Source organism: Variovorax sp. RO1, assembly GCF_002849325.1.
GTDB lineage: Bacteria > Pseudomonadota > Gammaproteobacteria > Burkholderiales > Burkholderiaceae_C > Variovorax.
Genome location: NZ_PKMT01000006.1, coordinates 1 through 12845 on the forward strand (window position 1 = coordinate 1; position 12845 = coordinate 12845).

Genomic DNA, 12845 nt, shown 5'->3' on the forward strand with positions numbered 1-12845 from the left:
CCGAACCGAAGAACAGCTCAAGCTGGTCAACGACACGGCCAGCGCGGGCTGGAATGTCGCAGCGAACGGCGAAGCCACAGGCGGCAATGTCGCGCCGGGCGGCAAGGTCGACTTCAGCAACTCGGACAGCAACATCGCGATCACGCGCAGCGGCACGGATCTCGACTTCAAGCTGGCCGACGACGTGAAGGTCAACAACAGCGTGACGGTGGGACAGAGCGTGCTCAACACCACGGGCCTGACCGTGAACAACGGCACCACGACCACCGCTGTTTCAGCTGGCGGTGTGACCAGCGGCACCGTGAATCTCAGCGGTGTCACCAACGACATCAAAGGCCTGAGCAACACGACGTTGACCGACCCGAGCTTCGCAACCGTGGGCCGTGGAGCCACCGAAGAGCAGCTCAAGATCGTCAACGACACGGCCAGCGCGGGCTGGAATGTCGCGGCGAACGGCGAAGCCACCGGCGGCAACGTCGCGCCAGGCGGCAAGGTCGACTTCAGCAACTCGGACAGCAACATCGCGATCACGCGCACAGGCACGGATCTGGACTTCAAGCTCGCCGACGACGTGAAGGTCAGCAACAGCGTGACCGTCGGTCAGAGCGTGCTCAACACCACGGGCCTGGCCGTCAACAACGGCACCACGACCACGGCCGTCGCGGCCGGCGGCGTGACCAGCGGCACCGTGAATCTCAGCGGTGTCACCAACGACGTCCAAGGCTTGAGCAACAAGACGCTGACCGACCCGACCTTCGCGACTGTGGGCCGTGGCGCCACCGAAGAACAGCTCAAGCTGGTCAACGACACGGCCAGCGCGGGCTGGAATGTCGCAGCGAACGGCGAAGCCACAGGCGGCAATGTCGCGCCGGGCGGCAAGGTCGACTTCAGCAACTCGGACAGCAACATCGCGATCACGCGCAGCGGCACGGATCTCGACTTCAAGCTGGCCGACGACGTGAAGGTCAACAACAGCGTGACGGTGGGACAGAGCGTGCTCAACACCACGGGCCTGACGGTCAACAACGGCACGACGACCACCGCCGTTGCGGCCGGTGGCGTGACCAGTGGCACCGTGAACCTCAGCGGTGTCACCAACGACATCAAAGGCCTGAGCAACAAGACGCTGACCGATCCGAGCTTTGCGACCGTGGGCCGTGGCGCGACTGAAGAGCAGCTCAAGCTGGTCAACGACACCGCCAGCGCGGGCTGGAATGTCGCAGCGAACAGCGAAGCCACAGGCGGCAATGTCGCGCCAGGCGGAAAGGTCGACTTCAGCAATTCGGACAGCAATATCGCCATCACGCGAAGCGGCACGAACCTGGACTTCAAGCTGGCTGACGACGTGAAGGTCAACAACAGCGTGACGGTGGGGCAGAGCGTGCTCAACACCACGGGCCTCACGGTCAACAACGGCACGACGACCACCGCGGTGGCCGCCGGCGGCGTGACGAGCGGCAGCGTGAACCTCAGTGGCGTCAGCAATGACATCAAGGGTTTGAGCAACACGACGCTGACCGATCCGAGCTTTGCCACCGTGGGCCGTGCAGCGACCGAAGAGCAACTCAAGCTGGTCGATACCACGGCCAGCAAGGGCTGGAACGTGGCGGCCAATGGTGAAGCCACCGGCGGCAACGTGGCGCCGGGCGGCAAGGTCGACTTCAGCAATTCGGACAGCAACATTGCGATCACGCGCACTGGCACGGATCTCGACTTCAAGCTGGCCGACGACGTGAAGGTCAACAACAGCGTGACGGTGGGCCAGAGCGTGCTTAACACCACGGGCCTCACGGTCAACAACGGCACGACGACCACCGCAGTGGCCGCCGGTGGCGTGACCAGCGGCAGCGTGAATCTCAGCGGTGTCACCAACGACATCAAGGGCCTGAGCAACACCACGTTGACCGACCCGAGCTTCGCGACCGTGGGCCGTGGGGCCACCGAAGAGCAGCTCAAGATCGTTAACGACACGGCCAGCGCGGGCTGGGATGTCGCAGCGAACGGCGAAGCCACAGGCGGCAATGTCGCGCCAGGCGGAAAGGTCGACTTCAGCAATTCGGACAGCAATATCGCCATCACGCGAAGCGGCACGAACCTGGACTTCAAGCTGGCTGACGACGTGAAGGTCAACAACAGCGTGACGGTGGGCCAGAGCGTGCTTAACACCACGGGCCTCACGGTCAATAACGGCACGACGACCACCGCAGTGGCCGCCGGTGGCGTGACCAGCGGCAGCGTGAACCTCAGCGGTGTCACCAATGACATCAAGGGTTTGAGCAACAAGACGCTGACCGATCCGACGTTCGCGACCGTGGGCCGTGGGGCCACCGAAGAGCAGCTCAAGCTGGTCAACGACACGGCCAGCGCAGGTTGGAACGTGGCCGCCAACGGCGAAGCCACGGGCGGCAATGTCGCTCCAGGCGGCAAGGTCGATTTCAGCAACTCCGACAGCAACATCGCCATCACGCGCAACGGCACGGACCTCGACTTCAAGCTGGCTGACGACGTGAAGGTCAACAACAGCGTGACGGTCGGCCAGAGTGTGCTCAACACGACGGGGCTGACGGTGAATGACGGTGCGGGCAACGTCACGAAGACAACGGCCGCCGGTACCACGGTGACCAACGGCACGACGACCACGGTCGTCGCGGCCGGCGGCGTGACCAGCGGCAACGTGAAGCTCAGCGGTGTCACCAACGACATCCAGGGCCTGAGCAACACCACGTTGACCGATCCGAGCTTTGCGACTGTGGGCCGCGCAGCGACCGAAGAACAGCTCAAGCTGGTCGACACCACGGCCAGCAAGGGCTGGAATGTCGGCGCCAACGGCGAAGCCACGGGCGGCAATGTCGCACCGGGAGCGAAGGTCGACTTCAGCAACTCGGACAGCAACATCGCGATCACCCGCACGGGCACCGATCTCGACTTCAAGCTGGCCGACGACGTGAAGGTCAACAACAGCGTGACGGTGGGTCAGAGCGTGCTCAACACCACGGGCCTCACAGTGAACGACGGCGCGGGCAATGTCACGAAGACGACGGCCGCAGGCACCACGGTGACCAACGGCACGACGACCACGAACGTCGCAGCCGGCGGCGTGACCAGCGGCAGCGTGAATCTCAGCGGTGTCAGCAACGACATCAAGGGCCTGAGCAACACGACGCTGACCGATCCGAGCTTCGCCACAGTGGGCCGTGGGGCGACCGAAGAACAGCTCAAGATCGTCAATGACACGGCCAGCGCAGGCTGGAACGTGGCGGCCAACGGCGAAGCCACGGGCGGCAATGTCGCGCCGGGCGGCAAGGTCGACTTCAGCAACTCGGACAGCAACGTCACGATCACGCGCACGGGCACGAATCTCGACGTCAAGCTCGCCGACGACGTGAAGGTCAACAACAGCGTGACCGTGGGCCAGAGCGTGCTCAACACCACGGGCCTGACGGTGAACGACGGCACGGGCAACGTCGCGAAGACGTCGGCGGCGGGCACCACGGTGACCAACGGCACGACGAGCACGGTGGTCGCAGCCGGCGGCGTGACCAGCGGCAGCGTGAACCTCAGCGGTGTCAGCAACGACATCAAGGGCCTGAGCAACAAGACGCTGACCGACCCGAGCTTTGCGACCGTGGGCCGCGCAGCGACCGAAGAGCAGCTCAAGCTGGTCGACACCACCGCCAGCAAGGGCTGGAACCTGAGCGCGAACGGCGAGGCGACACCGCAGAACATCGCACCGGGCGGCACGGCCAACTTCGCCAACGGCGACAACATGGTGGTCACCCGCAACGGCAACACGCTGACCGTGGCGACCGCCAAGGACGTGAAGTTCGACAGCGTGACGACCGGCGACACGGTGATGAACAACGCCGGCGTGACTGTCGGCCCGAACGTCACCCTCGGCGCGACCGGCCTGACCATCGTCGGCGGTCCGAGCGTGACCACGGCGGGCGTCGATGCGGGCGGCAAGGTGATCACGAATGTGGCGCCGGGGGTGGCCGGCACCGATGCGGTGAACGTCAGCCAGCTCAACGACACGGTCGCCGAGAGCAAGACCAAGTACTACAGCGTGAACTCGACCGGCGGCGGCAACGAGAACAACGACGGTGCGACGGGCACCGACGCCATCGCCGCCGGTAAGGACGCGCAGGCGACGGCCGCCAACGCGGTGGCCATGGGCGCGGCGGCGCAGGCCGCGGGCGTCAGCGCCACGTCGATCGGCAATGCTGCCTGGGCGCTCGGCGACCGCAGCACGGCGGTGGGGTACTTCTCGACCGCCGATGGCATCGACAGCGCGGCCTTCGGCGCCTGGGCGCGGGCTGCGGGCAACGGCAGCGTGGCCGCGGGTGTGGCCTCGAACGCCTCGGGCGTGGCGAGTGTCGCGATGGGCGCGGTGAGCGCCGCTGTCGGCGATCTGAGCGTGGCGATGGGGGCCGGCAGCACGGCCACTGCGACCGGTGGCGCTGCACTGGGCGCAGGCTCGGTGGCGGACAGGGAGGCCGGCGTGCAGGGCTATGTGCCGGCGGGCGCGACCGCTGCACAAGCGGATGCCATCGCCGCCACCACCAGCACCACGGGTGCGGTGGGCGTGGGCGACGCGGCCAACGGCGTGTTCCGCCAGATCACTGGCGTGGCCGCCGGCAGCGCGCCGAGCGACGCCGTCAACGTGGCGCAGCTGCAGGCCGTGGCGAGCCAGGCCGCGGCGGCGGGCAGCAAGTGGATCACCGGTTCGCCGACGACCTACGTGTCGCCCACCTCCACGGGCACCGACAGCACGGCGGTGGGCTCGGGCGCGGTCGTCAACGCCGACCAGGGCGTGGCGATCGGCACCGGTGCCGTGGTCACCACGAAGAACAGCGTCGCGCTGGGCAATGACGCGACCACGTCGGACGCCAAGCCTACGGAGAGCGTCACGCTCCAGGGCACGACCTACCAGTTCGCCGGCACCAAGCCGGTGGGCGTGGTCAGCGTCGGTTCGAAGGACGCGGAGCGCCAGATCACCAACGTCGCGGCCGGCGAGATCAGCGCCACCAGCACCGACGCAGTGAACGGCAGCCAGCTCAACGCGACCAACCAGGCGATCAACAACATGACCACGGGTGGTGGTGGCATCAAGTACTTCCACGCCAACTCGAAGGCGGCCGATTCGAACGCAGCCGGCGCCGAGAGCGTGGCCATCGGGCCGAACGCTGTCGCGCTGGGCAACAACGCCATCGCCACCGGCAACGGGGCGCAGGCCAAGGCGACCGGCAGCATTGCGCTGGGTGCCAACAGCACGGCCACCACGGCCAACAGTGTGGCACTGGGCGACGGCGCGGTGGCCAACCGCACGGGCATGAACGGCCAGCGCGAGATGTTCTCGAACACCGTGGTGCAGTCGGCACAGGGCGCGGTGTCGGTCGGCTCGACCGGCAGCGAACGCCAGATCACCAACGTGGCCGGCGGCACGCAGGCCACCGACGCGGTGAACGTGCGCCAGCTGCAGGCCGTGCAGCAAAGCGCGGTGCGCTACGACACGAACGTGGACGGCAGCGTCAACTACAACAGCGTGACCATGGGCAACGGTGCCTCCACCGGCCCGGTGACGGTGCAGAACGTGGCGCCGGGCGTGGCACCGACCGACGCCGTGAACGTGCAGCAACTCAACCAGGCCGGTGCCGCCAACATGGCCTACACCGACGCGCGCACTAGCGCGCTGGGCAGCGAGATCCGCAACGTGGCGAAGAACGCGTATGCCGGCGTGGCCGCCGCCATGGCCGTGCAGATGCCGGGCACCTCGGTGCCGGGCAAGACGGTGATGCGCGTCGGCTACGGCACGTTCAAGGGCGAGAGCGCGGTGGGCATCAGCTTCCGTCGCACGGCCGAGAACAACGGCTGGAGCATGACTGGCGGCGTGGGCATGAGCCGCGCCGGAGCGGCGGCCACCGTCGGCGCCGAGTGGGTCTTCAATTGAAGCGGGAGAGAAAAAGAATGATCAAAATGAACCGAACCCTGTCCGCCGTCGCCCTGGCGGCACTGCTTGCGGCCCTTCAAGGCTGCGCCTCGCCCGGCGCCGCCATCGACAAAGAAGCGCAGGCGCGCGCCGTGGCCGATAAGCCGGCGGCGCCCAAGCCCGAGGAGTTTCCGGACCTGGGCAGCGCCAAATGGAAGCAGGGCGCCTTCCCCGGCGTCGACAAGTTCCAGCGCGTGCGCCCGGGCATGGGCAAGGACCAGCTGCGCGAGCTGCTGGGCTGGCCGCACTTCAGCGAAGGGCTGTGGGGCGTGCGCGAGTGGAACTACATCTTCCATTTCTACACGGGCAAGGGCAGCGACTACACCACCTGCCAGTACATGGTGCGCTTCAACGGCAACGAGCTGATGACCGGCGGCTGGTGGAAGAACCCCGACTGCGCCTTGCTCGCGCAGCCGCCGGCGGCCACGCCGATCCCGGCCAGCACCAAGCTGGCGCCGCCGCAGAAGGTCACGCTCAGTGCCGACGGGCTGTTCCGCTTCGATGGCGCCTCGCTCACCGACCTGCTGCCCGCCGGGCGCGCGCGGCTGGAGCACCTGGCCGGCGAGCTGCGCAACAACTTCAGGTCGCTGCACTACATCGTGGTGACGGGCCACACCGACCGGCTGGGCGGCGACGCCTACAACGAGGCGCTGTCGCTCGAGCGTGCCAACACCGTGCGCGATCTGCTGGTTCAACAGGGCCTGGACCGCAAGCTGATCCGCACAGCGGGCATGGGCAAGCGCCAGCCGGTGGTATCGGATTGCGAAGGCACCCAACGCACCCCGGCGCTGCTGCAGTGCCTGCAGCCCAACCGGCGCGTCGAACTCGACATCGCCGGGGAGCAGTGAGGATGAACGCGCCCGCCCCCTCGGGGTACCGGATCGCGCTGGTCGACTCCGACGCCTTGCAGCGCGCCTGCACCGGCAATTCGCTGACGGCGCTGGGCGCCGACTTCATTCCGTTCGTGCGCCTGAGCGACCTGATTCAAGCGCTGGAGGTGGGGCAGCGCTTCGACGGGGTCATCCTGGGGCTGCACGCCGATGCGCAGAAGACGGTGGCGCGCGTGCCCGCCATGCACCAGGCGGCCGACTGGACGCTGCCGCTGCTGTACCTTGCGCACCGCTCGGAGCTGGAGAGCGTGGAGGCGGTGCCCGTGGCGGTGCGCGCGCAGCGTTCTTTCGAGCTGCTGCTCACGCCCGTGGCCAACGACGACCTGGACGCCTGGCTGACGTCGCTCGACGGCCGGCTGAAGCCGGCGCGGTTGATTCACGTGGGGGCGAACGCCTGACGCCCTGACGCGTGCCGCGAGGCCCGGCCCGATGCAGGGCCGGGCCTGTCAGAAATTCACGGCAAGGACGGCATTGCGTGGCCGGCCTTGTCGCGTGAACTCCCTCTCCTTGATGCCTTGGATGGGGTCGAGCGCGGGCGACACCGGCACCAGCCGGTAGCCCTGCTTGTAGACCGCGCGCAACTCGTACCCGTTCTCGGCGCACAGGTTCAGGCGCTTGCGGATGTTGGCCGCGCACACGTCGAGCACACGCGTGCCTTCATAGGGCGTGGTCTTGTCCCAGATCGCCTGCCACAGCCAGTCGCGCGTGATCACCTGCCCGGCGTTGCGGAACAAGGTGACGGCGAAGGCGTACTGGCGCGGCTGCAGGCGGATGCGCCGGTCGCGCAGCTGCACTGTGTGGGCCATGTCGAGAAAGCGATAGGGGCCCCAGCTCGCCGCGCCGAGGCTGGCGGTCTGCGCGGCATGGCGAGCGCGCAGCAGCAGGGTGCGCATGCGCCAGGCCAGCTCGTTGATGGCGTCTTCGATGCCGGCCCCATGCAGCTCGACGAAATCGTCCCAGCCCGGCGCGTCGCGCCAGGGCATGAGCTGTTCCCAGCGCTTGTCGCGCACGATGAGCAGTGTCGGAATGTTCAGGGCCCGGCAGGCCGCGAAGAGGCTGCGCGACGCCAGCTCGTTCTCGACCACCAGCAGCAGCAGGTCGATCTGCTGCCCGCTGTCTAGCGAGGCAAAAAAATCGGTCAGGCTGGCGAAGTGCAGGGCGTCGTAGCCCAGGCGGGGCAGGCTGTGCAGCAGCTGCCGCCCGGTGGTGCCGTGCTCGTCGAGCAGGGCCACGCGCGTGGTGACCGGCATGGCCTACTGCGCCTGCTTGCCGTCCCGGACGGCCAGGGCAACGATGCCCACGGCGCACACCGCGAACAGAACGCCCGTCGCAACCGCGCCGATGCTGCCCAGCAGCCAGCCGTACAGGTCGGTGAGCATGGCGATGAGCCGGTTGCCGCTGGACTGGCGGCTCAGGTCGTTGGCAATGAATGCGTTGAACGACAGCACGGCGAACACCAGTGCCACAAAGCCAGCCACGATCCACTTCACGATGTTTTGCTCCCTTTTCCCCGGCACAGCGCAGGCTGGCCGCCCGGGTCGTTCGATGCTAGTGGGGGCTTCGAGGGAGGAGTCTGATGAATTCTGTCAACGCCGCGCGCGGGGGCTGCGAGGTGACCGCGGCGGTATCGGCGGGCCAGACGCCGGCCGGAAATGGTCTGGAAAAACATTTTTCCGGATTTTTTCCGCCCGCTGCCTCTTTCGCAGGCACCGCGTTGCAGGCCCCGCCAGGCAACGGTTTCGCGCGCTGCACACACGGTTTTCCACAACATTGTCCCCATCGGATTGGGAAAACCCGTCATTTCGATGTGGTAGCGCGATGGGCGGCCCGCGGCGGGCAAAAAAATACCCGCCGAAGCGGGTATCTCGAGGGGCCCCCGAAGGGGCGCGCTCTAAGGCAAACAGAGAGCTCTTCTTTTGCGGCCCTGTTGCGTGACAGCAGGTGCATCCTCGGTGAGGACACGCGCTCAGCATGTCAGCTGAAAAATGTCGTAACCGTAGGACAAGTTAAAAAGTGTGAAGAATTTGGCAGTTTTTCGAACTTGCGGGGATACCCCGGTCCGCACGATCGTGCAGAACTGTCGGTGTTGTCTGACAACCCCGGGGCGGCGCCGGCCCTAAATTTTGCGGACTCGCTTCCAGTGCGGGTTCTCTGTGCGTGACAGCAATCCAGAGATTCAGCCCAGCAGCGTGCTGGGTTTTTTTTGCCTGTTTTTCGGCATTTTTGGCCCTTCAGCGCAGGAAGACGTGCTCCATGAACTGCCGGATCGGGTACTGGATCACCGTCTGCACCGGGGGCGGCAGCTCCAGCGGGCGCATCAGCATCTTGAGCGCGGCGCCGGGGCTCAGGTGGGTGCGGATGGTGCTGTTCATGCGTGCGCTCAGCTGCTGCACGTAGGCCGCGTCGTTCGCCCGGTGCGGGGCGCGGGCCTGCACCACGTGGCGGATGGCGCAGTCGGCGTCTTCGCTCTTCAGCTCCAGCGTGCGCCGGCCGATGGTGCCCATCACGCGGAAGCGGTTCAGCCGCTCCTGCGCGCGGTAGCGGCGGAAGAACCGGTAGAAGTGCTTGTAGTGGTTGACCTCGTCGGTCGCGATGCGCGTGGCCAGGTCGCGCAGCACCGGCTCGGTGGTGCTGCGGGCCATGGCGCGGTAGTAGGTGGCGGTGCCGGTCTCGACCACGCAGCGGGCGGTCATTTCCAGGGCGCGGGTCGGGGCCAGCAGCTCGACCTTGCAGTAGGTCGCGTACTCCGCCAGGAAGCCGCGGTAGGCGGTGTCCCAGTCGAACTCGGGCCACACGTGGCGCACGTACGCGCGCAGGGCCTGGCCGTGCTGCAACTCTTCTTGTTCCCAGTGGTTCGACAGCCACTCGGTGACCTCGTCGTCGCCCTGGAAGAAATCGACCAGGTTCTGGGTGTACAGGTCGGAGCCGCTCTCGATGAAGGAGGCCGACGCCACCAGGTAGAAGAGGTTTTCGTCCGTGCGCACCTGCTCGCGTGCGATGCGGGAGAAATCGAGGTCTTCGATCTTCCAGTGAGGTGCTGAGGCCTGACCCGCCATGCGTGCTCCTTGATTCATGGTTGCCGATGAAAACAGGGAAGAAACAGGCTGCAGCCGGGGAGGGCGCGCGCCGCTTCAGCCGTCCATATTAGCCCCGGCTTCCGGATCGCGTGCGCGCAAGGCCCGGGGCGGGCCCGGGCCCCATGCGCAAACCTATAATCGATTGTTCAAGCAAATCAAGCAGTTAGGCCGGTTCAACGCAGTGGTTTCGACGCAGGGTCGCCATCGCCAGGCCGCCCTGACGGCAGACGAAATCCAAAGATGAGCCAGCCCACATTCACGGTCGCGGACATCCGCAAGACCTTTCTCGATTTCTTCGCCTCCAAGGGCCACACGGTGGTGCCTTCGAGCTCGCTGGTGCCGGGCAACGACCCGACGCTCATGTTCACGAACTCGGGCATGGTCCAGTTCAAGGACGTGTTCCTCGGCGAAGACAAGCGCCCCTACGTGCGCGCCGCCTCGGTGCAGGCCTGCCTGCGTGCCGGCGGCAAGCACAACGACCTCGAGAACGTGGGCTACACCGCGCGCCACCACACCTTCTTCGAAATGCTGGGCAACTGGAGCTTCGGCGACTACTTCAAGCGCGACTCGCTGAAGTGGGCCTTCGAGCTGCTGACCCAGGTCTACAAGCTGCCGGCCGAAAAGCTCTGGGCCACCGTCTACATCGAGGACGACGAGGCCTACGACATCTGGACGAAAGAAATCGGCCTGCCGCCCGAGCGCGTCGTGCGCATCGGCGACAACAAGGGCGGCCGCTACATGTCCGACAACTTCTGGATGATGGCCGACACGGGCCCCTGCGGCCCGTGCTCCGAAATCTTCTTCGACCACGGCCCCGAGATCGCCGGCGGCCCGCCCGGCTCGCCCGATGAAGACGGCGACCGCTACATCGAGATCTGGAACAACGTGTTCATGCAGTTCGACATGCAGCCCGACGGCTCGGTCAAGAAACTGCCGGCGCCCTGCGTCGACACCGGCATGGGCCTGGAGCGCCTGGCGGCAATCCTGCAGCACGTGCACAGCAACTACGAAATCGACATCTTCGACGCGCTCATCAAGGCCGCCGGCCGTGAAACGGGTGAGAAAGACCTGTCGAACAACTCGCTGCGCGTGATCGCCGACCACATCCGTGCCACCTCGTTCCTGGTGGCCGACGGCGTCATTCCGTCGAACGAAGGCCGCGGCTACGTGCAGCGCCGCATCATTCGCCGCGCCATCCGCCACGGCTACAAGCTGGGCCAGAAGAAGCCCTTCTTCCACAAGCTGGTGCCCGACCTCGTGAAGCTCATGGGCGATGCGTACCCGAAGCTCGTGGCCGACGAGAAGCACATTACCCAGACGTTGAAGGCTGAGGAAGAACGCTTCTTCGAGACCCTGGCGATCGGCATGGAAATCCTCGACGCGGCGCTGGCCGGCGATGCCAAGGTGCTGCCGGGCGACGTCGCCTTCAAGCTGCACGACACCTACGGCTTCCCGCTCGACCTGTCGGCCGACGTCTGCCGCGAGCGCGGCCTGAGCGTCGACGAAGCCGGCTTCCATGCCGCGATGGAAAAGCAGAAGGCCGCGGGCCGGGCCGCCGGCAAGTTCAAGATGGACCGCAACGTCGAGTACGCCGGCGCGGGCAACACCTTCACCGGCTACGACCACCTGGAAGCCAACGCCAAGGTCGTCGCGCTGTACCTCGAAGGCGTGGCCGTCACCGAACTGAAGGAAGGCCAGAGCGGCATCGTGGTGCTCGACACCACGCCCTTCTATTCGGAGAGCGGCGGCCAGGTCGGCGACCAGGGCGTGCTCGTGGCCGAAGGCGTGCAGTTCGGCGTCGACGACACGCAGAAGATCAAGGCCGACGTGTTCGGCCACCACGGCACGCAGACCCAAGGCACGCTGAAGGTCGGCGACGCGGTCAAGGCCGCGGTCGACACCGCGCGCCGCGCCGCCACCATGCGCAACCACTCGGTCACCCACCTGATGCACAAGGCCCTGCGCGAAGTGCTCGGCGACCACGTGCAGCAGAAGGGCTCGCTGGTCGATGCCGACAAGACGCGCTTCGACTTCGCGCACAACGCACCCGTCACGCGCGACCAGATTCTCGAGATCGAGAAGCGCGTCAACGCCGAGATCCTGGACAACGCGCCCACGCAGGCCCGTGTGATGGACCTCGAGTCGGCCCAGAAGACCGGCGCCATGATGCTGTTCGGCGAGAAGTACGGCGAGACCGTGCGCGTGCTCGACATCGGTACCAGCCGCGAACTGTGCGGCGGCACCCACGTGGGCCGCACGGGCGACATCGGCCTGTTCAAGATCGTCAGCGAGGGCGGCGTGGCCGCCGGCGTGCGCCGCATCGAAGCGGTCACGGGCGCCAACGCGCTGTCGTATCTGCAAGACCTCGAATCGACCGTGCACAGCGTGGCCGCCACGCTCAAGTCGCCGGCCGCCGAGCTGCAGGGCCGCCTCTCGCAGGTGCTCGAGCAGGTCAAGACGCTCGAACGCGAAGTGGGTGCGCTCAAGGGCAAGCTCGCATCGTCCAAGGGCGACGAGCTCATCGCGCAGGCGGTGGACGTCAACGGCATCAAGGTGCTCGCGGCCAAGCTCGACGGCGCCGACGCCAAGACGCTGCGCGACACCATGGACAAGCTGAAGGACAAGCTGAAAACCGCCGCCATCGTGCTGGCCGCCGTCGACGGCGACAAGGTGCAGATCGCAGCCGGCGTCACGGCCGACAGCATCGGCAAGGTCAAGGCCGGCGAGCTGGTCAACTTCGTGGCCCAGCAGGTCGGTGGCAAGGGCGGCGGCAAGCCCGACATGGCCATGGCCGGCGGCACCGACGCCGCGGGCCTGCCGGCCGCGCTGCAATCGGTGCAGGCCTGGGTCGCCCAACGTACCTGAGATCGTCTCGCTCACTCCTCACACAGC

Annotated in this window: 7 protein-coding genes; 4 read left to right on the top strand and 3 right to left on the bottom strand. The window is 66.7% G+C overall.

The genetic code is table 11. The features are described 5' to 3' along the window. The 3 genes from CY658_RS25095 to CY658_RS25105 form a co-directional block, all read left to right on the top strand. Window positions 1-5947: beta strand repeat-containing protein (locus CY658_RS25095; RefSeq protein ID WP_101492791.1), on the top strand; the 5947-nt coding region annotated here is incomplete at its 5' end. A 26-nt stretch (window positions 5948-5973) separates the two neighbouring features. Further along, a complete protein-coding gene (locus CY658_RS25100; protein WP_101492792.1) occupies window positions 5974-6834 on the top strand; it encodes an OmpA family protein in 861 nt (286 codons plus the stop codon). Window positions 6835-6836: 2 nt separating this feature from the next. Further along, window positions 6837-7274, top strand: a complete 438-nt coding sequence (locus CY658_RS25105; RefSeq protein WP_101492793.1) for a hypothetical protein — start codon at window positions 6837-6839, stop codon at window positions 7272-7274. A gap of 48 nt (window positions 7275-7322) precedes the next feature. Here CY658_RS25105 and CY658_RS25110 read toward each other — a convergent pair whose 3' ends face one another. The 3 genes from CY658_RS25110 to CY658_RS25120 form a co-directional block, all read right to left on the bottom strand. Next, the gene (locus CY658_RS25110) at window positions 7323-8126 is read right to left on the bottom strand and encodes a winged helix-turn-helix domain-containing protein (protein ID WP_101492794.1); all 804 of its coding nucleotides are present in this window, start codon (window positions 8124-8126) and stop codon (window positions 7323-7325) included. Between the two features lie 3 nt (window positions 8127-8129). After that, complete coding sequence (locus CY658_RS25115; protein ID WP_101492795.1) at window positions 8130-8366, bottom strand: hypothetical protein; 237 nt, start codon at window positions 8364-8366, stop codon at window positions 8130-8132. Between the two features lie 741 nt (window positions 8367-9107). Next, a complete protein-coding gene (locus tag CY658_RS25120) occupies window positions 9108-9932 on the bottom strand; it encodes a ferritin-like domain-containing protein (protein ID WP_101492796.1) in 825 nt (274 codons plus the stop codon). 261 nt (window positions 9933-10193) lie between these two features. Here CY658_RS25120 and alaS point away from each other — a divergent pair, with 261 nt between their 5' ends. Then, on the top strand, window positions 10194-12818 hold the full coding sequence (gene alaS / locus CY658_RS25125; protein ID WP_101492797.1) for an alanine--tRNA ligase: 2625 nt from the start codon (window positions 10194-10196) through the stop codon (window positions 12816-12818). The last annotated feature ends 27 nt before the right edge of the window (window positions 12819-12845 follow it).